This window comes from Sphingomonas trueperi, assembly GCF_040545665.1.
GTDB lineage: Bacteria > Pseudomonadota > Alphaproteobacteria > Sphingomonadales > Sphingomonadaceae > Sphingomonas > Sphingomonas trueperi_B.
In genome coordinates this window covers 520,950-539,936 of record NZ_JBEPMH010000001.1, presented here as the reverse complement: position 1 = coordinate 539,936, position 18,987 = coordinate 520,950, and the positions used below count along the sequence as shown (strand labels likewise).

Genomic DNA, 18,987 nt, shown 5'->3' with positions numbered 1-18,987 from the left:
GCGAAAGCCGGGATCCATTCACCACTCGGTTGCAGCAAGAGCCGTGACGCTGAAGGCAATGGATCCCGGCTTTCGCCGGGATGACAGGTCGTTGTTTTCTATTGCGACTTGGAATCGACGATCGATGCGTCGACCGCTCCGTTGTCCGGAACGGCTGCCGCCGGCTCGGTAGCAACAGGCAACGCCACCTGCACCTCGACCCGCCGGTTCTTCGCCCGCGCTTCCGGATCGTCCCTGCCGTCCGCCTTGGCATTCGGCACCAGCGCGCGAGTCTCGCCGAACGCGATCACCGTCATCCGCTCGGCCGGCACACCCTTCGACAGCAGATAGTCCCGCACCGCCTCCGCCCGCTTGCGCGAAGAGACCAGATTGTCGCGGTCGTTGCCGCGCGTGTCGCTATGGCCGCCGATCATGATCGGTCCGCCCGCGGCCATGGTCGCGTTGCCCAGCAGTTCGTCGAGCAGCTTCCTGCCGGCATCGTCAAGCCTGTAGCCAGAGGCGCCGAACGGCACCACCAGATCCGCCGGCTTCAGCACGGGCTTTTCGGGCTCGTCCGGCACGACTTCGGGCCGCAGGATCGACTTGGGCGCTTCGGCAGCGCTGTTGTTCGCCAGCTCGTCCTCCTCGGCGAGGATGCTCTTGTTCTCGGCCGCCGCATTGTCGCGCGCGGGCTCCCGCACATTGCAGCCTGCCAGCACCCCCATGAGCGCCAGCATCGCCCATCTGCTCATGCAACCTCCTCCTGCAGTCGTCGCGCCGCCGGCATGGGGGGCACGTACGAGATGATCGTGTCGCCGGGCTGCGGCGTCGGGCGGCTGGCATGCGAGAAGAAGCGGAGCAGCCCGCCCTTGCGCACCAGCAGCAGCATGTCTGCCGCGTCGGGCAGGTCGGCCTTCGCGGCGTCGAAGTCGAACTGCTCGGTTAGCCGGGTCTTGCGGAAGCTCCAGCCGTCGCGATCGCGCTCGACGATCTCTTCCACGCCGTGCCCACTGGTGAACAGCGCGCGGCCCCGCAGCGACTCCGGCAGTGTCCGCGCATCCTCGTCATCGCCGCCGCTGCCGAGCTGGTAGACGTTGTCGCGCCCCATCTCATGGGCGAATTCGTTGCAGACCAGCGCGTTATACGCCTCGTTGTCGCTGGTCGCGGCAAGCACCTGGAACTGCGACATGTCGAGCCGGTCCTCGGTCGCCTCGGCGAGGATCTCGCCATGATAGGTGGCGATGCCCGCCGAGCGCGCTGGCCGCAGCCGCTGCCAGCTGGTATCGCAGATCGTCACCGGCACTTCGAGCTGGCGGAGCTGGTCGGCGAGCGCAAGGCTCCACGGCGTGCCGCCGACGATCAGCAGCCCGCGCTCGGTGGCGCCGGTCACCTTGAGCAGCCGCGCGACCGGGCCGATCGAGAAGCCGTGCGCGAGGATCGTCGCCACCACCACGGCGAAGGACAGGGTCACCAGGATCGAGCCGTCGCTATATCCCAGCTTGTCGAGCCGCAGCGCGAACAGCCCCGAGATCGCCACCGCGACGATACCGCGCGGCGCGATCCAGGCGACCAGCAGCCGCTCGTTCCACGGCACCTTGGTGAAGGCGAGGCTCAGCAGCACGGTGATCGGCCGCACCAGGAACAAGAGCGCCGCAAGGAACGCGAGGAAGCGCCACTCGAAGTGCCGCAGCACCTCGAAATCGAGCGAGGCGGAGAGCAGCACGAACACGCCCGAGATCAGGAGGACGGTGACGTTCTCCTTGAACGGGTGGATGTCGCGGAGCGAATCCAGCTTCATGTTGGCGAGCGCCACGCCCATCACCGTCACAGTGATCAGCCCGGTTTCCTGCTGGATCAGGTTCGAGCCGACGAACACGCCGATAACGGCGACCAGCAGCACCGGCGCCTTGAGATACTCAGGCACATGCCCGCGCTGGAACGCCCAGCCAATCGCCTTGGCGACGACATAGCCGATCAGCCCGGCGACCACGCTCGCCGCAAGCAGCGAGCCCAGCACGCTGAGCAACGTGCCGCCATCCCCGGCGCGGCGGAGATACTCATAGGTCACCAGCCCACACAGCGCGCCGATGGGATCGTTGACGATCGCTTCCCATTTCAGGATCGCGCGCGGACGCTGCGCGACATTGCTCTGGCGCAGCAGCGGCAGCACCACGGTGGGCCCGGTGACGACGAGGATACCCGCGAACAGTGTCGCCACCGGCCACACGAGCCCGGCGGCATAATAGAGCGCCAGCGTGCCAAGCCCCCACCCGATCGGCACGCCGAGCACCAACAGCCGCGTGACCGCGCCGTCGGTGCGGCGCAGCTCGCGGAAGTTGAGGCTCAGCCCGCCCTCGAACAGGATCAGCGCGACGGCGATAGAGACGATCGGCTCGAGCAGTTCGCCGAATACCGCATGCGGCTCGATCAGCCCTGCCACGGGTCCGGCGAGCACGCCGGCGACCAGCATCAGCGCGATCGCGGGCCAACCGGTGCGCCAGGCGATCCACTGCGCCCCGATGCCGAGCGCACCGATCAGCGCGATGACGAGCGCAGGTTGATGCATCCGGAGAACAGACCTTCTTCTAAGCGCAAAATCGTTGCGCGCCCCGCCCTCAATACGGTTGCACCGCCGCATCGGTTCCGTTTCGCTGGCGATCGGAACTGTGTTGTTCCCAGTTCAGGCGCATTCGGATACAGGCGGCCACCCTGATTTCGGAACATCGCACCCGCCCGTGACGCCTGCTTCTCCCATTGCTTCTCCTCCCTTGTGGCTCCGCCTCGTCCTCGGCATCGTCGCGCTCGCCGCGCTGGTGGTGCCGACGCTGCTGGTGATCAACGCACCCACGATGCCGCACCGGGCCCGCCGCGTGCCGCCGGTCGCGCTGCCCAACCGGGTAGTGCCCAAGGAAGAGCTGCCGCCGGTCGAGCCGGTGGCGATCGCCGATCTGGCGCCCGAGGATGCGCGCGCGTTCAACGCCTCGATCCCCTTCTCCACCGATCCCAATCCGGCCGCCCGGCCCTTTCACCTCGTCGGCGCGGTGGATAGCCAGGAGCGCGCGGTCGACTGCCTTGCCGCAGCCGAGGTCTATGAAGCGGGCGACGATGCGCTGGGCGAGCGCGCGGTCGCGCAGGTGATCCTCAACCGCGTCCGCCACCCTGCCTTCCCCAAGACGGTGTGCGGCGTGGTGTTCCAGGGATCGGAGCGCAGCACCGGCTGCCAGTTCACCTTCAGCTGCGACGGCGCGATGCTGCGCTGGTCGCCGACGCCGGTCGCCTGGGCTCGTGCCCGCGAGATCGCGAAGATGGCATTGCATGGCGCGGTGTTCCGCCCGGTCGGCCATGCGACGCACTACCACACCGACTGGGTGGTGCCCTATTGGAGCGCGAGCCTCGACAAGATCGTCGCGCTGCACACCCATTTGTTCTTCCGCTGGGCGGGCTGGTGGGGCACCCCGCCCGCGTTCAATCGCGGCTATGTTGCCGACGAGCCCAAGGTGGCGCTGCTGGGCAAGCTTTCGCCCGCGCATCTCGGCGAAGCACTGCCCGTGGACGAGGCGAGCAATCTCCCGGCCGACCTAGCGACCCGCATGGCCGCAATCCCGGCAAGTGCAGTCCCGGCGCCGGTCACGGGCGATCCCAATGTTTTCCTGATCCTCCTGCCCAAGGGCGTTACGGCGGAGAACTTCCCAGCGCTGGCGATGAAGACGTGCGGCGAGCGCCCCTACTGCAAGTTCATGGCGTGGAGCGATCCGGCCAAGCGTCCCCCGCGTCTCCCGCCGACCGGCGAGCAGGCGGCGGCAATGAGCTTCAGCTACCTCCGCGACGACACCGCCAAATATGCCAAGGCGCTGTGGAATTGTGAGCAGTTCGCGCGGCCGGTACTCACCCAGTGCATGCGCCGGGCGGTCCCGCTGCAGCCGTTCGCCTCACCCACGCCAACGCCGGTCGCGACGCCTGCGCCAGCGACAGGCCCTAGCCCGCTGGATGGCGTCCGCCGCAAACCAGTGCCCGCACAGAACAAGGCCGGCGCTGCGGCTCCCGCAACGCCGGCCTCGTCAACGCCCGGCAGCGATTAGGCTGCCTTGAACATCTCGGGCTCGAGCGCCATCACCGCCTCGCTGCCCGCCTCGATCTTGCGGCGCAGGCCGCTCGCATCGGGCAGGAACCGCTCGGCATAGAAGCGCGCGGTGACCAGCTTGGCCTCGAGGAAGGCGACGTCCTCGGCCCCCTGTGCCAGCGCCTCGCTCGCAGCCTTGGCCATGCGCAGCCACATCAAGCCGAGCGCGACCAGGCCGGTCAGCTGCATGTACGGATAGGCGCCCGCGCCGACCTCGTTCGGGTTCTTGAACCCGTTCTGCGCCAGCCACATCGTCGCGCCCTGCAGGTGGCCGAGCGCCTTCTCCAGCGCCTCGGCAAAGCCCGCGAGCTTCGCATCGCCCTTGGCTGCCGCGACTTCCTCGCTCACGACGCGGAAGAAGGCCTGCACCGCCCGGCCGCCGTTCAGCGCCAGCTTGCGGCCGACCAGATCCATCGCCTGCACGCCGTTGGTGCCTTCGTAGATCATCGCGATGCGGGCATCGCGGACATACTGCTCCATGCCCCATTCGGCGATATAGCCATGTCCGCCATAGACCTGCTGGCAATCGGTCGCGACCTTGTAGCCGATATCGGTGCCGACGCCCTTGATCACCGGAGTCAGCAGACCGATCAGGTCCCCGGCGAGCTGACGCTCCTCCTCGGTTGCGGCGGCATGCTCCATGTCGACCTGGAGCGCGCCCCACAGGCACAGCGCGCGCAGCCCCTCGATCTGCGCCTTCGCTTCCATCAGCATGCGGCGGACGTCGGGGTGGACGAACAGCGTGTCGGCCTTCTCGGTCGGCTCGGCAGGACCGGTCAGCGCGCGACCCTGGCGGCGGTCGCCGGCGTACTGGACCGCATTCTGCATCGCGACTTCGGCGATGCCGAGGCCCTGCAGGCCGACACCCAGCCGCGCGGCGTTCATCATGATGAACATCGCGGCGAGGCCCTTCATCTCGTCGCCGACCAGCCAGCCCGTGGCGCCGTCATAGTTCATCACGCAGGTCGAATTGGCATGGATGCCCATCTTGTGCTCGATCGAGCCGCAGCTCACGCCGTTGCGCGCGCCGAGCGAGCCGTCGTCGTTGACCAGGAACTTGGGCACCACGAACAGCGAGATGCCCTTGGTGCTGTCCGGCGCGCCCGGCGTCTTGGCCAGCACCAGATGGATGATGTTGCTGGTCAGGTCGTGCTCGCCCGACGAGATAAAGATCTTGGTGCCGGTGATGCTGTAGGAGCCGTCCGGGTTGGGCTCAGCCTTGGTCTTGATGAGGCCGAGATCGGTGCCGCACTGGGGCTCGGTCAGGTTCATCGTGCCGCCCCATTCGCCCGAGACCATCTTGGGGACATACTTGGCCTTCTGCTCGTCCGAGCCCTTGACCAGCAGCGCCGCGATCGCGCCGTGGGTGAGGCCCGGATACATGGCGAAGGCCATGTTGGAGGCGATCATATATTCCTCGAACGCCGTCGCGACGACATGCGGCATCGCCTGGCCGCCATATTCGGCGGGCGCGCTCAGCGTGCCCCAGCCGCTCTCGACGAACTGCTGGTACGCTTCCTTGAAGCCCTCCGGCGTCGTCACGCTGCCGTCGGGATGGCGGGTGCAGCCCTGCTGGTCGCCGCTATGGTTGATCGGGAACAGCACCTCGGCGACGAACTTGCCGCCTTCTTCCAGCACCGCATCGACCACGTCGGGCGTCGCTGCCTGGAAGTGCGGCAGGTTGGTGTAGCGATCGAGACCGATGACCCGATCGAGGACGAAGCGCGTGTCGCGCACGGGCGGGGTAAACTGCGGCATTTCAGGTTCCTCAGCGTTCGTTGTTCTTAGTGTTCGTTGTCTTTGCTTTTGATCAGGTCGACGAACTGCGCGAGCTCGGCGATGTGCGCGTCGATGTCGCGCTTCTGCGCTTCGAGATGGCGGATGCGGTCCATGCACCGCTCCAGCGTCACCTGGCGCTGGACGCGGCGGCCGTCGCCGAGATCGTAGAGATCGATCATCTCCTTGATCTCGCCCAGGCTGAACCCGACGCGCTTGCCGCGCAGGATCCAGGCGAGCCGGGCACGGTCGCGGTGCGTGTAGATGCGCTGGGTGCCGCGCCGCTCGGGCGCGATCAGCCCCTCATCCTCGTAGAAGCGCAGCGCGCGCGGGGTCACCCCGAATTCGGCGCACAGGTCGGAAATGGAAAAGGCGTCGCGGTCGGGACGCGGTTCGATCGGCGCCAGGGCCTCGATCGGAGCGGCAGCAGCGGTCATGCTGCCTTTGTAGTTTACCCTTACGTGAACGTCAAGTGGCGCGCACTAGTTCTTCGGCGGCTTGGCGTCGCCGTTGAAGCGGGCGCGGACGATATCCTCGTGGAGGACGATGGCACGGATTTCGAGTTCCGCGGCCTCGCTTTCGGTGAGCCCGTCGCTCGAAAGCCGCTCGGCAATGTTGCTGTTGACGGTGTCCGCGCGCCCGAGCTGACGCGCTTCGCCGCGGGTCAGCTGGCCGCTGCGTTCGCCGGCGCGTATCTCGCTGCGCGCCGACCGTGGCCGCGCCGGGACATGGATTCCCCGTCCGGCGAAGCTGCCGCCGACGCTGGAGGGAACGGGTCCGCCCCAGATCTGGGCGGCGGCAGGGAAGGCCGCCACCAGGCAGGCTGCGCTCGCAAGGACCAGAACACGCATCGGCTCTCTCCCATGGCTGCCAGAAGGCATCGGCTACACTTCAGAAGAGTATCACACGCGACCGCCGCGTCTACTCCCCGCAGAGCGCGTGGCCCTCGGTATCGCGCATCGCCTGGGCCTCGGGCACCGACTCGCCGAGCCGCGCGAACTGCGCCCCCGCAAGCGCCGCTCGGCCGGTGCAGAGCTGCGCGCAGGCCTTGGGCAACGCGCCCGGCAGCGCGAGATGATCGCCGTCATAGCGCGCGGTGAAGCGACAGCTGCCCTCGGGCCCGAGGGTCAGCGCCAGCCCCTCGCCGTCGCGGCGTACCGATCCGGTGGCGCGACAGCCATTGCCCTCGCCATAATCGATGACGATGCCGATCCGATGGGCGGCAGCGGACGGTGTGATACAGAGCCGATCGGGCCCGCGCGCATAAGCGCCAGCGATGCTCACATGCCTGGGATCCCGGACCAGCCCGCGCTGGATCGCGGCATTCTCCAGATCGACCGCGGTGCCCGAAGACGGCGCAGGGGCAGGCCCGCCGCACGCGGCAAGCCCCAGCAGCAGCGCCAGCCCCGTGCGCCTCATGCGTCCCGCACCAGCGCTCCGTTCTCGATCCGGCGGTAGAAGCAGCTCGGTGCACCCGTGTGGCAGGCGGGGCCGTGCGGCTCGACGCGCAGCCACAGCGCATCCTGGTCGCAATCGATCCGCGCCTCGACGACGTGGAGGAAATGCCCCGAAGTCTCGCCCTTGGTCCACAACCGCCCGCGGCTGCGCGACCAGAAGGTGGCCTTGCCGGTCTCCAGCGTCACCGCCAGCGCCTCGGCATTCATATGCGCGAGCATCAGCACCTCGCCCGTGGCGGCGTGGGTGGCGACGGCGGTGATCAGGCCGTTGGCGTCATATTTCGGGTCGAGCGTGGCGCCCGTTTCGCGGATATCGGTCACGCGCGCGCTGTAGCGGGGTTCGCGGCGAGCGTCATCCCTGGCATGTCCCGATGGAGCAGTTTAGAAGCTCGCGCGTGCTGCGCTCGAACGGAGATGATGTTGATCCTGCTTGCCCTGGCTGCGTTCGCCGTCACGCCGGCCCCTGCACTCCCCGCATCGCAGGCTGACGCGGGGCCTAGCTTCGCCTGCTCGGCAGCCGCCACCGCGGTCGAAAAAGCCGTCTGCGCCGATCCGACGTTGAGCGGCCTTGACCGGCAGATGGCGCAGCTGTTCGCCGCGGCCAAGCGGAGTGCCTTCGGGAGCGGTCCTTCTAACCAACTTGCCGCGCAGCGCACGGCGGTGAAGAACATGCGGAGTTGCACCACGCCCCGGGCGGAGCAACCGCTCTCCAGGTGCCTGCAGCGGCTCTACACGGTGCGGATCCAGGAACTTGCAATCGCCACGCTGATCGCTGCTCCGGCAACCGCCCTGCCGATCCTGCGGCGGCAAGATCCTGTATTCGCGCCCATTCTCGAAGCCGTACAGCTCTGGTCCGAAGCGCCGATAGATGCCGATTGGAACGCGCCACAGCGGGCACGCAGCCGCGCAAAGATCACTAGCTTGTTGCAGCCCTACCTCAGCGCGCTCCAAACGAAGGACGAGCAGTCGTTCGGCAACGCGATCCTTCGTGATCCGGGTCAAGACGGCGTCGCGGTCACGAAGATCGAAGATATCTTCCTTTCAGAGCGGCACTTCGCCGCGCTGCTGCAGGTTCTCGGCCCCTATCTGGAGGAACCCTCGCTCTCCGGCATACAGCGGGACCTGCCTTGCGTGGCAATCGTTCGGCATCCCGCGCTACTTTCCGCCACGGGCCCGGTGTTCGGATCAACGATGGACAATTTCGTGCTCGGAAACGACTGCCAAGCCAGCCTGCCAGCGCTGCCGCAGCTGGAGGCACTACAGACCAAGCTCTATCATGCTTGGCCGCAATGCGAGGGCACGATCCGCTTTGCGATCTATCGCGGCTTCGCCCACCACATCGATGCAGCAAGGCTCGGTATCACGCCGGCGACGAAGGCAGCGGCCTTGCCGGAACGCAAGGGCGTGAGCAAGGCGGAGGTGGCAGGCGTCGAACACGAACTTGCCACCTATTACCAGACTTACCTCGGCCGCTCGCCGGCAGCCGCCGCGACTTCGGCCCGAAACGCCCTGGCGGCGATCCTCGCAGACGCGCAAAACTGCGATTGAAAGGCCTCAGTGCTTGCGGATCGCCTTCACCAGTTCGGCCTTGTCCATCTTCGACCGCCCCTCGATACCGATCTCCTTCGCCTCGTCGTACAGCTCGGCCTTGCTGCGGTCGTCCAGCTTGCCGCCGCCCGAATCGAGGCTGCCGTTCGCCTGGGCATTGGCGATGCGCGCCGCCTTCTCCTTCGAGGTGCCCTCATCCCGCAGCTTCTCGTAGAGCTCGTCGTTCTTGATCTGCGTACCGTGGTCCTTGGCCATGATCGCGCTCCTTTCTCAGGGGGTTAACCTGCAAAAAGGGTAAACGGTCCTTTTCGCTGTTACAGACCGGAGACAAAGCGGGATGAAGCGCCTATATGGCCGGCAACCGTTGCCGTTCCCCCCGAGGGCCAATGCTTACCACACACCCGTTCGATGACGACAAGCTGCGCGAAGAGTGCGGCGTATTCGGCGTTTCCAACAGCGAAGGCGCGGCCGCGATGGTCGCGCTGGGGCTGCACGCGCTCCAGCACCGCGGCCAGGAGGCGGCGGGCATAACCAGCTGGGACGGCCATCAGTTCCATACGCATCGCGCGATGGGACATGTCGCCGGCAATTTCGATCGCGACGACGTGATCCGCTCGCTCCCCGGCCTCGCCGCCTGCGGCCATGTGCGCTACGCAACGACCGGCGGCTCGGCGATCCGCAACGTCCAGCCGCTCTATGCCGAGCTGGCCAGCGGCGGCTTCGCGGTGGCGCATAACGGCAACATCTCGAACGCGATGCGGCTGCGGCGCGATCTCGTCCGCCGCGGCGCGATCTTCCAGTCGACCTCGGATACCGAGGTGATCATCCACCTCGTCGCCACCTCGCAGTACCGCACGCTGATCGATCGCTTCATCGATGCGCTGAAGCAGGTCGAGGGCGCGTATTCGCTGATCGTGATGACGCCGGAGGGCATGATCGCCTGCCGTGATCCGCTCGGCATCCGCCCGCTGGTGATGGGCCGCCAGGGCGAGTCGATCGTGTTCGCCTCGGAGACCGTCGCGCTCGACGTGTGCGACGCGCAATATGTCCGCGACGTCGAGCCGGGCGAGCTGGTGATCGTCAAGGCCAATGGCGAGATGACCAGCCACAAGCCTTTCGCGCCCCAGGCGCCGCGGCCGTGCATCTTCGAATATGTCTATTTCTCCCGCCCCGATTCGATCAGCGACAACCGCTCGGTCTATTCGGTGCGCAAGGCGATCGGCGCGCAGCTGGCGATCGAATCGCCGGTCGAGGCCGATCTCGTCGTGCCGGTGCCCGATTCGGGCGTGCCGGCGGCGATCGGCTATGCCCAGCAGTCGGGCATTCCGTTCGAGCTCGGCATCATCCGCTCGCACTATGTCGGCCGCACCTTCATCCAGCCGGGCGACAAGGTCCGCCACCTCGGCGTCAAGCTGAAGCACAATGCCAATCGCGAGCTGATCGCGGGCAAGCGCATCGTGCTGATCGACGATTCGATCGTGCGCGGCACCACCAGCCTCAAGATCGTGCAGATGATGCACGATGCCGGCGCCAAGGAAGTGCATATGCGCATCGCCTCGCCGCCGACCCGTCACAGCTGCTTCTACGGCGTCGACACGCCCGAGCGCGCCAAGCTGCTCGCCGCCAAGATGGACGTGGGCGGGATGACCGACTTCATCCATGCCGACAGCCTGGCCTTCGTCTCGATCGACGGCCTGTACAAGGCGCTGGGCGAGGCCCGCCGCGCGGACATCCATCCGAAGTATTGCGACGCCTGCTTCACCGGCGACTATCCGACGACGCTGACCGACCAGGACGAGCTGGCGCCGCCGCCGGACCAGCTGGCGCTGCTCGCCGAGAAGGTCGGCTGAGCCGGTGAGCGACGGTCCGCTGGCGGGACAGACCGCCCTTGTCACCGGCGCCAGCCGCGGCATCGGCGCGGCGACGGCGATCGCGCTCGGCAAGGCGGGTGCGCATGTCATCCTCACCGCCCGTACGGCGGGCGGGCTGGAGGAAGTGGAGGACGCGATCTTCCAGGCCGGCGGAAGCGCGACGATCGCGCCGCTCGACCTCGCAGAACATGACGCGATCGGCCGCCTGGCCGGCGCGATCGGCGAGCGCTGGCCGACGCTCGACATGCTGGTGCTCAATGCCGGCATGCTCGGCACGCTGAGCGCGGTGAACGCGATCGACTTCGCCGAGTTCGCCAAGGTGCTGACGCTCAACGTCAGCGCACAGGCGGCGATGCTCGCCGCGTTCGATCCGATGCTGCGCAAGGCTCCGGCCGCGCGGGTGCTGGGCGTCACCTCCAGCGTCGGCCGCACGCCGCGCGCGTACTGGGGCGTGTACGGCGCTTCCAAGGCGGCGTTCGAGAATCTGCTGCTTAGCTATGGGCACGAGCTGGAGAATGTCAGCCAGGTCCGGGTCGGCATCGTCGATCCGGGTGCCACCCGCACCAAGATGCGCGCCCGCGCCTTCCCGGGCGAGGATCCGGCGACGGTGAAGGCGCCCGAAGTCGTCGCCGAACGCATCGTCGCGCTGATGGCCGGCGGGTTCGAGCGCGGCCATTTCGAACGGGTCGGCTGACGCCCTAGTTCTCGTCGTCCCCGTCCTTGGCGGCGGGGCTTGGTGCAGGCGCGGGCTTGGCGCAGGCGCAGCGGGCGCTTGCCGGCTTTCGCGTCGGCGCGGTGGTCGCGAACTCGGTGCGAGTGAGCGTGCCGGACTTGTCGGCATCGGCGCCGGTGAATTTGGCGATCGACTTGGCCGCCCATTCCTCGAAGCTCAGCTTGCCGTCGCCATTGGTGTCGAGCCTGGCGAAGGCCTTGTGGCGCGCCGCGAAATATTCGTCACGGCTCACCGCATCGTTGCGGTCCTTGTCGTAGCGGTCGAAGCGCTTCTGCTCGCGGGTCTTGGCATCGGCCTCGGGCGCGGCGTCGGGCAGCGGCGTGGCCGTGCCCGCGGCGGCGGATGCGGGCTGCAGCATCGCCGCTAGCGGCCCGCGGGCCGGCCCGTGCTGGAACAGCAGAAATCCTCCGAACGCCAGCAACAACGCCGCGCCGGTGCCCACCGCATATCGCCACATGCCCCAATCCTCCCCCGAGGAGCATGCAACCTACACCTTCAAGGGGATGCAGCCAAGACCTAACGCCCGCTGAGCCGGTGCCAGAGCAGCCGCGCGACTCGCTTGGGCGCACCGATGGGCAGCGGCATGTCCGCGGGCAGGTCCAGGTCCATCCGCGCGCGGTGCGCCATCGCGCCCAGCGCGCGGGCATTGCGGCTCCAGCGCCGGCCCAACGCTTCGGCCAGCTTCGGCGCGGCGAGGCTGCGGGCGGCATCGGCCTCCGCGCCGTCGCCGAGATGGCGGGCGAGATCGGCCAGCGCCCAACCCTCGCCCCCCAGCGCCAGCGGATCGCCCGCGGCGCCGAGTGCGGTGCCGGCCGCGACGAACAGGCTTCCCCGCCCCGCCCCATAGCGGGCGAGCGCCAGGCCATCGAGCGCCTCTTCCTCGACCAGCACTTCCCAGCCATGGACGATCGGCACCAGCGACGCGCCGGTGACGCCGCGCGGCATCAGCTCGGCGGCGAGACCGCGCAGCACCGGCTCGGCAGGCGGCGGGGCGGTGTCGAGCTTGGCCAGCGCCTCGCGCCACCAGGCGAGCCGCAGCTGGCCGACCGCTGGCGCGTTGGTGGTGCGCAGCAGCTGCGCCAGCGCCTCGTCCAGCGCCAGCAATGCGGCGAGCGCTGGGCGCCCGGCGGCGGGGGCATAGGACAGGATCAGCGCCCGTTCGGGGTCTTCGGGGGGCATGTTTAGGGAAGCGTTCACCCCTTCCCTCTATGGCGGGAGGATCGGCGACGGAAGAGCGAAGGCTCCCGCGCCCTGGGGTTTCGAACGATCGCCATGCGCAGAACGGTTCTCAAATGGTTTGAGCGGCACCTCTCCGGGACGATCCCGCAGGGCGGGCTGCTCGCGCGCCTGCGCCGCGATGTCGCCGGGAACACGCTGGCGATGATGGCGATTGCGCTGATCCCCTTGCTGTTCATCGCCGGCTCGGCGGTCGACACCGCGCGGCTCTACATGGTCAAGAACCGGCTGCAGCAGGCCTGCGACGCCGGCGCGCTTGCCGGGCGGCGGTTCATGGTGTCGAGCAGTTCGACGACGCTGGACGCCGCGGCGACGACCCAGGCCAACGCGTTCTTTTCCAACAATTTCAAGCTCGGGCTATTCGGCGCCAAGTCGGTCACGTTCACGCCTTCCAAGACCAGCGAGAACCAGGTCGCCGCCTCCGCCACCGCCACGGTGCCGATGACGCTAACCGGCATGATGGGCTTCCGCGACCAAGCGCTGACGGTGAATTGCGAAGCGCGCTACGACGTCGCGGACACCGATATCATGTTCGTGCTGGATACGACCGGCTCGATGGCGTGCACGACCGCGGACGGGACTGCCGGCTGCAGCCAGCCGGTGTACAACTATGTGCGCCCGGCGCCGGATGGCACGACCGGCTACGCCGTGACGGAAAAATCCGGTTCGAAGATCGCAGGTCTACGCCAGGCGGTGCTGAACTTCTACGACACCCTCGCCGCGGCGGTCGATCCGGCAACGCATCTGCGCTACGGCTTCGTCACCTACACGTCGACCGTCAACGCCGGCTATGCGGTGACGGCACTGTCGCCAAGCTATCTCGTAGACAGCTGGACCTATAACAGCCGCACGCTCGCCGGTGATGCGAACAACGGTTCGGCCACGACCACCACCTACTCGAACAAAACCCAAAGCCAGTGCAATGCCTACGCCAACCGCAATCCTGCGTCAGGCTACACCACGGCGGGCAGCGCCACAGTGACCAGCGTGAGCTGGAGCGCCAACACCAATGGGAACAGCAACAACGGTACGTGCACGGTGACTGCTCAACCCGTAAAACCGAACTGGCGCTACCAAAAGGTCACCTACGACACGAGCCAATACAAGCTCGGAACCACGATCACCGATCCGTCGAAGATCAGTGGCGCAACCTCCCGTTGGCAGGGCTGCCTGGAAGAGCGTAACACCACAGCGTCGAGCAGTTTCGACTATTCCAACCTGCCGGCAGACCTCAACCCGGATCTTATTCCCTCCAGCGATGCGACACGATGGCGGCCGATGTGGCCGGATGTCGTCTATTATCGCGGGGGCTATTCCAGCCTTACCTATTCGGGCGACAGCACCAATCCCTATGGTGATGGCACCAGCACCGGGACGCTCGACTATTATACGCCACTGAACGCCTATCAGAACATCGCCTATGGCTGGGTATCCTGCGGGAAGCCGGTGCAGCGGCTGAAGGTGATGACGCGGACCGACGTCAGCAACTACGTCAACGCGCCCGACTTCGTGCCGCAGGGCGGTACCTACCACGATACCGGTATGATCTGGGGGACACGGCTTTTGTCACCCACCGGCCTGTTCGCAGCCGACACCTCGGCATGGCCCGGGCGCAACCCGCCCAAGCGCTACATCGTGTTCATGACCGATGGCGACATGGCGCCCAATATGTGCCTGTACGGCATGTACGGCATCGAGAACTACGACCAGCGCGTGACGACGGCCGGATATCAGTCGGACTGTTCCGACAGCACCCAGCAGAACAACCATTATGCCCGCTTCCTCGCCGCCTGCTCGGCCGCAAAGGCGCGCAACATCTCGATCTTCGTCGTCGGGTTCGGGCAGACCCTGACCACCCAGCTTACCCAATGCGCCACGCCGGGGCAGGCCTTCTACGCGGCGGACAATACCGCGCTCAACGCCGCTTTCCAGACGATCGCCAAGCGCGTGGCGATGCTGCGGGTCAGCAGATGACCCGCCCGCTTCCGTCCGACGAACGCGGCGCGACGCTGGTCGAGTTCGCGATCCTGCTGCCGGTGCTGCTGGGGCTGCTGATGGGCCTCATGGACCTGTGCTACCAGGCCTATGTCCAGGCGGTGCTCGAAGGCGCGGTGCAGAAGGCGGCGCGCGATTCCACCATCGAGGCGGCCAACACCGCCACCATCGACAATCGGGTGATCGCGGCCGTCCGCCAGGTCGCGGGCAAGGCGACCGTCACCCCCAGCCGGCTGTTCTATTCCAGCTTCTCGGTGATCAAGCCCGAGGACTTCGTCGACGGCAACGGCAACAACAAATATGATTTCGGCGAGTGCTTCACCGACATCAACGGCAACGGCCAGTGGGACATGGATCCCGGCCGCGCCGGCCAGGGCGGCGCCAGCGACGTCACCATCTACAAGGTAACGGCTACCTACACCCGCATCTTCCCCGTCGCGCGGCTGATCGGGCTGAGCAACCAGGTGGTGCTTACCGCCGCGACTCGCTTCAAGAACCAGCCCTACGGCACCCAGTCGATCCCGATGCCGCAGAAGATCTCCTGCTCATGAGCCCGCGCCCGCTGCTCCGCCGGCTGATCGCCGCGCGCTCGGGTGCCGCGCTGCTCGAATTCGCGCTCGGGCTGCCGATCGTGCTGACCGCCGGGCTCTGGGCGACCGAGCTCACCAACTATGCGATCACCAACCAGCGGCTGAGCCAGATCGCGCTGGCGCTGGCCGACAATGCCAGCCGGGTCGGCGAGTTCAAGGGCACGGGTTTCACCCAGCTGCGCGAGGTCGATATCAACGACGTGCTGCTCGCCGCCAAGCAGCAGGGCACGCCGCTCAACCTCACCGCCAACGGCCGCATCACGCTGTCCAGCCTGGAGAATAGCGGCGGCACGCAGCGCATCCACTGGCAGCGCTGCATCGGCCTGAAGGGCGGCGCGACCTACGACTCGCATTACGGCAAGACGGTGAAGGCCGACGGCGTCACCTACGATCCGACCGCCGGCGTGAATACCGCCAGCTCCGGCGACAACAGCAGCCAGCACCCCGGCACGCTCGCCCCCAACGGGATGGGCGAGAACGGCGCGCAGGTAAGCGCACCGACCGACTCGGGAGTGATGTTCGTCGAGATCAACTATCTCTACACGCCGCTGGTCGGCAAAGGCTGGTTCACCAGCACGAAGACGATGCGCTACGTCGCCTCGTTCGTGGTCCGCGACAACCGCGATTACGGCCAGGTCTACAATCCCGCGCCGGCCACCAACCGCTCCACCTGCGACCTTTACGGCGCCTGACGAAAAAGGCCCGCCCGACGGGATGTCGGACGGGCCTGTTTTCTGCTCGCTGGCAGAAGATCAGCGATAGGTGACCTTCTTGACGACCGCGACGGCCTTGTCGGCGGTCACCATCGCGAGCTTCTCGAGGTTCGCGGCATAAGGCAGCGGCACGTCCTCGTTGGTCACGCGCAGCACCGGCGCGTCGAGGTCGTCGAAGCCCTCTTCCATCACGAACGCCGCGATTTCCGACGCGATCGAGCAGACCGGCCAACCTTCCTCGACCACCACGATGCGGTTGGTCTTCTTCAGGCTCTCCAGCACGGTCTGCTTGTCGAGCGGGCGCAGCGTGCGCAGGTCGATTACCTCGGCGTCGACGCCCTCGGCCGCCAGCTTCTCGGCGGCTTCGAGGGCCACGCCCACGCCGATCGAGTAGCTGACCAGCGTCACGTCCTTGCCCTCGCGCACGATCCGCGCCTTGCCGATCGGCAGGACGTAATCGTCGAGCTTCGGCACCTCGAAGCTGCGGCCGTACATCAGCTCGTTCTCGAGGAACACGACCGGATCCTGGCTGCGGATCGCTGCCTTGAGCAGGCCCTTGGCATCGGCCGAGTCATAGGGCGCGATCACGATCAGGCCGGGGACGCTGGCATACCAGGGCGCATAGTTCTGGCTGTGCTGCGCGCCGACGCGGCTTGCCGATCCGTTCGGACCACGGAACACGATCGGGCAGCGCATCTGGCCGCCGGACATGTAGTTGGTCTTGGCCGCCGAGTTGATGATGTGGTCGATCGCCTGCATGGCGAAGTTGAACGTCATGAACTCGATGATCGGCTTGAGGCCGCCCATCGCCGCACCGGTGCCGACGCCGGCAAAGCCATATTCGGTGATCGGCGTGTCGATGACGCGCTTGGGGCCGAATTCGTCGAGCAGGCCCTGGGTCACCTTGTAGGCGCCCTGATACTCGGCGACTTCCTCGCCCATCACGAAGATGCGCGGGTCGGCGCGCATTTCCTCGGCCATCGCGTCGCGCAGCGCTTCGCGCACCGTGGTCTTCACCATCTCGGTGCCGGCGGGCACGGCGGGATCGGCCGGGCGGGTCTTCTCGACCGCGGCGGTCAGCTGGGCAGTGCCGGTTTCCGGAGCCTTTGCCGGCGCCGGGGTCGGCTCGGTCTGCTGGCTGGCGGGCGCCGGCGCGGCAGCGGCGGTCGAGGCATCCTCGCCCTCGCCCGCGATCATCGCGATCACGGTGCCGACCTTCACGTTATCCGTGCCCTCGGCGACCAGGATCTTGGCGATCGTGCCTTCGTCGACGGCTTCGAATTCCATCGTCGCCTTGTCGGTCTCGATCTCGGCGAGGATGTCGCCGGACTTCACGACGTCACCTTCCTTGACGAGCCACTTGGCGAGCGTGCCCTCTTCCATGGTCGGCGAGAGTGCCGGCATCTTGAGTTCGATCGCCATCTCAGTAGGTCTCCACCAGCACGTCGGTATAGAGTTCGGCCGGATCGGGTTCCGGCGTCTGTTCGGCAAAGTCCGCCGATTCGTTCACGATCTTGCGGATCTCCGCCTCGAGCGGCTTGAGCTGCTCTTCGGTGACGCCCATCGTCTCGAGCTCGCGCTTCACCGCCTCGATCGGATCCGACTTGTCGCGGACCGACTGGACTTCCTCGCGGCTGCGATACTTGGCCGGATCGGACATCGAGTGGCCGCGATAGCGATAGGTCTTCATCTCGAGGATGATCGGGCCCTTGCCAGCGCGCACCCAGGCGAGCGCCTCTTCGGCCGCACCGCGGCAGGCGAGCACGTCCATGCCGTCCACCTGGATGCCGGGGATGCGGAAGCTCTCGCCGCGCTTGTACAGCTGGTCTTCGGCCGAGGAGCGATTGACGCTGGTGCCCATGGCGTACTGGTTGTTCTCGATCACGTAGATGATCGGGAGCTTCCACAGCTCGGCCATGTTGAACGACTCATACACCTGGCCCTGGTTCGCGGCGCCGTCGCCGAAATAGGCCATGGCGACGCCGCCATCCTCGTTATACTTGTGCGCGAAGGCGAGGCCGGTGCCGAGCGAGACCTGCGCGCCGACGATGCCGTGGCCGCCGTAGAACTTCTTCTCGGTCGAGAACATGTGCATCGAGCCGCCCTTGCCGCGCGAGATACCCGCGCCGCGACCGGTCAGCTCGGCCATGATCACCTTGGGGTCGATGCCGTAGGCGAGCATGTGGCCATGGTCGCGATAGCCGGTGATCACCGAGTCCTTCTCGCCGTCCAGCGCCGACTGCAGGCCGACCGCAACGGCTTCCTGGCCGATGTAGAGGTGGCAGAAGCCGCCGATGAAGCCGAGGCCGTAGAGCTGGCCCGCCTTCTCTTCGAAGCGGCGGATCAGCAGCATCTGGCGGTAGAATTCGAGCAGCTGTTCCTTCGAGGCCTTGAACCGTTCCGGTTCGCTGGGCCGCTCGCGATTCGGTACGGCGGGTGGGGTGGGTGCGTTGCGTGCCGGTGCTTTGGCCACGATCAGATATTCCTCATCCGGGGAGGGGAAAGGCGGGTGCCTATACGCGCGTTTTCGCAAGGCTTGCAACCAACGCGCGGGTTCGGCCCACGTACATCCGCCCTAAGGTGCTCCGCCGTGGCTGGCAACAGGTGCCGCTACGGCGATCACTTCTTGTCGAGCGGGATGATCACTTCGTCGGGGCGGACGACGTTGAGCTGCTTGCGGGCAAGCTCGTCAACCATGTCGGGATCGGCGCCATGCTTCGGATCGAGCAGATCGACTCGATTCTTGAGCTCGGCACGCTTCTTGTCGAGCAGCGCATAGTCGCGCTGCTTTGTGGCAAGCTCGTGCTGCACTTCCTTGGCGGCGACGATCCCGTTGGGCCCCAGAACCGCGTTATAGCCGAAGAAGCCGATAGCGATCAGCGCCGCGGCGGGAAGCCCCGCGCGGCGCAGCAGCGTGGACATGGGCGAAGCGCGCTTCATGCCCATGTTTTTCGCTGATCGATCGGCTC

General features: G+C 67.0%; 20 protein-coding genes. 7 read left to right on the top strand and 13 right to left on the bottom strand.

All coding sequences use genetic code 11. From position 1 onward, the window contains the following. Positions 1 to 98 precede the first annotated feature (98 nt). Together ABIC65_RS02440 and ABIC65_RS02435 are read right to left on the bottom strand one after the other, a co-directional pair. Complete coding sequence (locus ABIC65_RS02440; RefSeq protein WP_354306586.1) at positions 99 to 731, bottom strand: OmpA family protein; 633 nt, start codon at positions 729 to 731, stop codon at positions 99 to 101. Then, positions 728 to 2,545, bottom strand: coding sequence for a cation:proton antiporter (locus tag ABIC65_RS02435; RefSeq protein ID WP_354306585.1), 1,818 nt, complete (start codon positions 2,543 to 2,545; stop codon positions 728 to 730). The genes ABIC65_RS02440 and ABIC65_RS02435 overlap by 4 nt, the downstream gene beginning before the upstream one ends. Before the next feature lie 202 nt (positions 2,546 to 2,747). Between ABIC65_RS02435 and ABIC65_RS02430 the strand changes: the two genes are divergently transcribed. Then, positions 2,748 to 4,058, top strand: coding sequence for a cell wall hydrolase (locus tag ABIC65_RS02430; protein ID WP_354306584.1), 1,311 nt, complete (start codon positions 2,748 to 2,750; stop codon positions 4,056 to 4,058). Here ABIC65_RS02430 and ABIC65_RS02425 read toward each other — a convergent pair. From ABIC65_RS02425 to hisI, 5 genes are all read right to left on the bottom strand, one after another. Next, a complete protein-coding gene (locus ABIC65_RS02425) occupies positions 4,055 to 5,857 on the bottom strand; it encodes an acyl-CoA dehydrogenase C-terminal domain-containing protein (protein ID WP_354306583.1) in 1,803 nt (600 codons plus the stop codon). The two genes, ABIC65_RS02430 and ABIC65_RS02425, sit on opposite strands and share 4 nt — an antisense overlap. A 26-nt stretch (positions 5,858 to 5,883) precedes the next feature. Further along, positions 5,884 to 6,312: a MerR family transcriptional regulator gene (locus tag ABIC65_RS02420; RefSeq protein WP_121077308.1), complete on the bottom strand. Its 429-nt coding sequence runs from the start codon at positions 6,310 to 6,312 to the stop codon at positions 5,884 to 5,886. Between the two features lie 45 nt (positions 6,313 to 6,357). Then, on the bottom strand, positions 6,358 to 6,726 hold the full coding sequence (locus ABIC65_RS02415; RefSeq protein WP_354306582.1) for a hypothetical protein: 369 nt from the start codon (positions 6,724 to 6,726) through the stop codon (positions 6,358 to 6,360). 70 nt (positions 6,727 to 6,796) lie between these two features. Then, the gene (locus ABIC65_RS02410; protein WP_354306581.1) at positions 6,797 to 7,294 is read right to left on the bottom strand and encodes a hypothetical protein; all 498 of its coding nucleotides are present in this window, start codon (positions 7,292 to 7,294) and stop codon (positions 6,797 to 6,799) included. Continuing rightward, a complete protein-coding gene (hisI, locus tag ABIC65_RS02405) occupies positions 7,291 to 7,653 on the bottom strand; it encodes a phosphoribosyl-AMP cyclohydrolase (RefSeq protein ID WP_010544966.1) in 363 nt (120 codons plus the stop codon). Before hisI ends, ABIC65_RS02410 begins: the two co-directional genes overlap by 4 nt. 93 nt (positions 7,654 to 7,746) lie before the next feature. Between hisI and ABIC65_RS02400 the strand changes: the two genes are divergently transcribed. Continuing rightward, positions 7,747 to 8,880 carry a lysozyme inhibitor LprI family protein gene (locus tag ABIC65_RS02400; RefSeq protein WP_354306580.1) on the top strand — a complete coding sequence of 378 codons (1,134 nt, stop codon included), beginning with the start codon at positions 7,747 to 7,749 and terminating at the stop codon, positions 8,878 to 8,880. A gap of 6 nt (positions 8,881 to 8,886) precedes the next feature. On the opposite strand, the gene ABIC65_RS02395 is transcribed toward ABIC65_RS02400, so the two are convergent. Continuing rightward, on the bottom strand, positions 8,887 to 9,135 hold the full coding sequence (locus ABIC65_RS02395; RefSeq protein WP_354306579.1) for a DUF7218 family protein: 249 nt from the start codon (positions 9,133 to 9,135) through the stop codon (positions 8,887 to 8,889). Positions 9,136 to 9,266: 131 nt separating this feature from the next. On the opposite strand from ABIC65_RS02395, the gene purF reads away from it, so the two are divergent. Both purF and ABIC65_RS02385 read left to right on the top strand, forming a co-directional pair. Further along, complete coding sequence (gene purF / locus ABIC65_RS02390; RefSeq protein WP_354306578.1) at positions 9,267 to 10,730, top strand: amidophosphoribosyltransferase; 1,464 nt, start codon at positions 9,267 to 9,269, stop codon at positions 10,728 to 10,730. Between the two features lie 4 nt (positions 10,731 to 10,734). Continuing rightward, positions 10,735 to 11,445, top strand: coding sequence for an SDR family NAD(P)-dependent oxidoreductase (locus ABIC65_RS02385; protein ID WP_354306577.1), 711 nt, complete (start codon positions 10,735 to 10,737; stop codon positions 11,443 to 11,445). A gap of 4 nt (positions 11,446 to 11,449) precedes the next feature. On the opposite strand, the gene ABIC65_RS02380 is transcribed toward ABIC65_RS02385, so the two are convergent. Then, positions 11,450 to 11,941, bottom strand: coding sequence for an EF-hand domain-containing protein (locus tag ABIC65_RS02380; protein WP_354306576.1), 492 nt, complete (start codon positions 11,939 to 11,941; stop codon positions 11,450 to 11,452). A 59-nt stretch (positions 11,942 to 12,000) separates the two neighbouring features. Then, positions 12,001 to 12,681, bottom strand: a complete 681-nt coding sequence (locus tag ABIC65_RS02375; RefSeq protein WP_354306575.1) for a squalene/phytoene synthase family protein — start codon at positions 12,679 to 12,681, stop codon at positions 12,001 to 12,003. 75 nt (positions 12,682 to 12,756) lie between these two features. Here ABIC65_RS02375 and ABIC65_RS02370 point away from each other — a divergent pair, with 75 nt between their 5' ends. From ABIC65_RS02370 to ABIC65_RS02360, 3 genes are read left to right on the top strand one after another with little or no spacing between them, the layout of a single operon-like run. Beyond that, positions 12,757 to 14,694, top strand: coding sequence for a TadE/TadG family type IV pilus assembly protein (locus ABIC65_RS02370; protein ID WP_354306574.1), 1,938 nt, complete (start codon positions 12,757 to 12,759; stop codon positions 14,692 to 14,694). Continuing rightward, complete coding sequence (locus ABIC65_RS02365) at positions 14,691 to 15,266, top strand: TadE/TadG family type IV pilus assembly protein (RefSeq protein WP_354306573.1); 576 nt, start codon at positions 14,691 to 14,693, stop codon at positions 15,264 to 15,266. The genes ABIC65_RS02370 and ABIC65_RS02365 overlap by 4 nt, the downstream gene beginning before the upstream one ends. After that, on the top strand, positions 15,263 to 15,997 hold the full coding sequence (locus ABIC65_RS02360; protein WP_354306572.1) for a TadE/TadG family type IV pilus assembly protein: 735 nt from the start codon (positions 15,263 to 15,265) through the stop codon (positions 15,995 to 15,997). The genes ABIC65_RS02365 and ABIC65_RS02360 overlap by 4 nt, the downstream gene beginning before the upstream one ends. A gap of 60 nt (positions 15,998 to 16,057) precedes the next feature. On the opposite strand, the gene ABIC65_RS02355 is transcribed toward ABIC65_RS02360, so the two are convergent. The 3 genes from ABIC65_RS02355 to ABIC65_RS02345 all read right to left on the bottom strand — a co-directional run bounded on the left by ABIC65_RS02355 (position 16,058) and on the right by ABIC65_RS02345 (position 18,940). Beyond that, positions 16,058 to 17,440, bottom strand: coding sequence for a pyruvate dehydrogenase complex E1 component subunit beta (locus tag ABIC65_RS02355; protein ID WP_354306571.1), 1,383 nt, complete (start codon positions 17,438 to 17,440; stop codon positions 16,058 to 16,060). Position 17,441: 1 nt separating this feature from the next. Continuing rightward, the gene (gene pdhA / locus ABIC65_RS02350) at positions 17,442 to 18,491 is read right to left on the bottom strand and encodes a pyruvate dehydrogenase (acetyl-transferring) E1 component subunit alpha (RefSeq protein WP_019367919.1); all 1,050 of its coding nucleotides are present in this window, start codon (positions 18,489 to 18,491) and stop codon (positions 17,442 to 17,444) included. A gap of 146 nt (positions 18,492 to 18,637) precedes the next feature. Continuing rightward, positions 18,638 to 18,940 carry an FtsB family cell division protein gene (locus ABIC65_RS02345; RefSeq protein ID WP_354306570.1) on the bottom strand — a complete coding sequence of 101 codons (303 nt, stop codon included), beginning with the start codon at positions 18,938 to 18,940 and terminating at the stop codon, positions 18,638 to 18,640. Positions 18,941 to 18,987: the final 47 nt, after the last annotated feature.